Source organism: Sphingomonas sp. 2R-10 (assembly GCF_030062225.1).
In the GTDB taxonomy this organism is placed as follows: domain Bacteria; phylum Pseudomonadota; class Alphaproteobacteria; order Sphingomonadales; family Sphingomonadaceae; genus Sphingomonas.
In genome coordinates this window covers 1-3,107 of sequence record NZ_JASCXF010000078.1, presented here as the reverse complement: position 1 = coordinate 3,107, position 3,107 = coordinate 1, and the positions used below count along the sequence as shown (strand labels likewise).

3 protein-coding genes are annotated in these 3,107 nt (G+C 68.4%); all 3 read right to left on the bottom strand.

Going from position 1 to position 3,107, the window contains the following annotated elements; genetic code table 11:
* Window positions 1-1,471, bottom strand: a 1,471-nt coding sequence (locus QLH51_RS19710) for a M16 family metallopeptidase (protein WP_164516265.1), incomplete at its 3' end; no start/stop codon positions are given.
* 209 nt (window positions 1,472-1,680) lie between these two features.
* Window positions 1,681-1,875: a hypothetical protein gene (locus tag QLH51_RS19705; RefSeq protein WP_125662743.1), complete on the bottom strand. Its 195-nt coding sequence runs from the start codon at window positions 1,873-1,875 to the stop codon at window positions 1,681-1,683.
* A gap of 22 nt (window positions 1,876-1,897) precedes the next feature.
* Complete coding sequence (gene tgt, locus QLH51_RS19700) at window positions 1,898-3,031, bottom strand: tRNA guanosine(34) transglycosylase Tgt (protein ID WP_125662745.1); 1,134 nt, start codon at window positions 3,029-3,031, stop codon at window positions 1,898-1,900.
* Window positions 3,032-3,107 lie beyond the last annotated feature (76 nt).

The window sequence follows — 3,107 nt, the reverse complement described above, 5'->3', positions numbered from 1 at the left end:
GGATGCGCTGTCCGTCGGGGGCGGGGGTGTGGATCGCGATACCCGGCGGCACGGCCAGCGGGGCGGTGACGACGCTATCGGCGACGGCGATGGTGTCGCTCGCGGCACCGGCCGGCTTCGCGCTGTCGGGCAGGTAGCGGATCGTCGCCGCGCGGTTGTCGGCCAGCCAGGTGCGCGCGACGCGCTGGACATCGGCGGCGGTGACGCGCCCGATCGCGGCCAGCCCCTTGTCGGCGGCCTTCGGATCGCGCTCGACGATCACGCCCTGCGCCAGTGCCGACGCTTTGCCTTCCGCCGTTTCGCGCGACAGCAGTTCGGCGGTGGTGATCTCGTTCTTCGCCTCGGCCAGCTCGCCCGCCGTCGGCGGGGTCGCGATCAGCTTCGCGACCTCGCGCTTCAGCGCCGCTTCACCGTCGGCCACCGACTTGCCCCCGGCGAGGATCGCGTAGAGCGACAGCGTGCCCGGCCCCTGTTTGGCATCGAACTGTACGCCCGTGTCCTGCGCGATCTGGTCGCGGTAGACGAGGCTCTGGTGCAGCCGCGAATTGTCGCCGCTCGACAGGATCGCATCGAGCACCTTGAGCGCCGCCTGATCGGGATGGCTGGCGGGCGGCAGCGGGTAGCTGATGAGGACGGCGGGCAGCGGCGTATTCGCCTCGTACACCGTCCTGGTCACCGGTTGCTGGCGGACCGGTTCGTCGACGCTCACACGCGGGATCGGGCGATCGGGCCGGGCGATGGGCGCGAAATACTGGTCGACCCAGCGGTCGAGCTGCGCGGGATCGAAATTGCCCGCCACCACCAGCACCGCATTGTCGGGCCGGTAATAGGTCGCATGGAAGGCGCGGATGTCGTCGATCGTCGCCGCGTCCAGATCGGCGATCGATCCGATGCCCGGCCGGGCATAGGGATGGCGGCCATAGGACACCATCGGCGCATAGAGGCCGAACAGCTTGCCATAGGGTTGCGCGAGGATGCGGCTGCGCAGTTCCTCCTTCACGACCTCGCGTTCCGAGGCGAAGGTCCTGGGATCGACGACCAGCGTCGCCATCCGGTCGGCCTCGGCGAACAGCAGCCGTTGCAGGTGGTTGGCGGGCACCACCTCGAAGTAGTTCGTGTAGTCGTCGGCGGTCGACGCGTTGTTGTACCCGCCGACATCCTCGGTCAGCCGGTCGAGCTGTTCGGGCACCAGATTACGGGTCGCCTTGAACATCAGATGTTCGAACATGTGCGCGAACCCCGACCGCCCGGCGGGATCGTCCTTCGACCCCACATCGTACCACACCTGCACCGACACGTTCGCGCTCGACGTGTCGCGGATGGCGTAGACGCGCAGCCCGTTGGCCAGCGTGCGTTCGGTGTAGGCGATGGGCGGTACGGCCGCGGCAGGGGCTGTCGGGGCGGGACGCTGCTGCGCGAGGGCCGGGGACAGCAGGGCGGACGAGATCAGCAGCGCGAGGCCGAAACGCATGGGGGCAGTTCTCCGGTCGGATGATGCGGCAAGGTGTGGGCCGCATCGCCCCGGAGTGTCAACGTATCGTCGGTTACGATGCCGCGATTGATCCAGACTGTTTCGTCACTCCCGCGCAGGCGGGAGTCCATGAACGCTGGCGTCGCCGATCATGTCGCATCGTCGGCGGCCATGGATTCCCGCCTGCGCGGGAATGACGAGTAACGGGATCAGCCCTTCTTGCGCCCCGAATTGGCGTAGAGCAGCGCGGCGGCCAGCGCGGCCGATCCGATGCCGATGCCGATCGGCACCAGCGGCCACGGCTGGCCCTTCGACGGTTGTTTCGTGTCGGCGGCGGCTTCGGCGACGCGCTTGGCCTCCTTCGCGGCGGCGGCGACTTCGTTCAGTTCGGTCTTGTCGGTCATTATCCTCTCCCTCTTGTCGGGGTCAACGCGCGGGCGACGCGTATCGCGCCCGGAAATCGTCGGCAAAGGCCGCCAGCGTATCGTTCGCGATCGCGGCGCGCAGGTCGGCCATCAGCGCCTGGTAGAAATAGAGGTTATGCTCGGTCATCAGCATCGCCCCCAATATCTCGCCCGCGCGGACCAGATGATGGAGATAGGCGCGGCTATGCCCCTGGCATACCGGACAGGCGCAGTCGGGATCGATCGGGCCCGTATCCTCGGCGAATCTGGCATTGCGGATGTTGATCGGGCCTGAACGGGTAAAGGCCTGTCCGGTGCGGCCCGATCGGGTCGGCAGCACGCAGTCGAACATGTCGATGCCGCGTTCGACCGCGCCGACGATGTCGTCGGGCTTGCCCACGCCCATCAGGTAGCGTGGGCGGTCGACCGGCAACTGCTGCGGCGCATAGTCGAGCACGCCGAACATCGCCGCCTGCCCCTCACCGACCGCGAGGCCGCCGACGGCATAGCCGTCGAAGCCGATATCGATCAGCGCGTCGGCGGAGCTTTTGCGCAACCCTTCGTCGAGCGCGCCCTGCTGGATGCCGAACAGTGCGGCGCGCGATGCGTGTTCCGCACCCGCATCGAAGCCGGCGCGGCTGCGGCGGGCCCAGCGCATCGACCGTTCCATCGCCGCCGCCTGAACCTCGCGGGTCGAGGTGGTCGGCACCAGCTCGTCGAACGCCATGACGATGTCGGAGCCGAGCAGCCGCTGAATCTCCATCGAGCGTTCGGGACTCATCAGGTGGCGGGTGCCGTCGAGGTGGCTCTTGAACTCGACCCCGTCCTCCGACCGTCTGGTCAGCTCGGACAGGCTCATCACCTGATAGCCGCCGCTGTCGGTCAGGATCGGCCGGTCCCAGCCCATGAAGGCGTGCAGCCCGCCCAGCCGCGCGACGCGCTCGGCGCTGGGGCGCAGCATCAGGTGATAGGTGTTGCCGAGCAATATGTCGGCGCCGCTGGCGCGCACGTCGCTGGGCTTCATCGCCTTGACCGTCGCGGCGGTGCCGACCGGCATGAAGGCCGGCGTGCGGATTTCGCCACGTTGCATGGCGATGGTGCCGGTGCGGGCGCGGCCGGAGGTGGCGGTGATCGTGAAGGCGAAACGGGGCGGCATAAGGCGTGGCGTCATGCCGGAGCTTGGCCGACGTGTCGACCCAAGATCCTCCCCGCCCGCGGGGAGGATCTTGGGT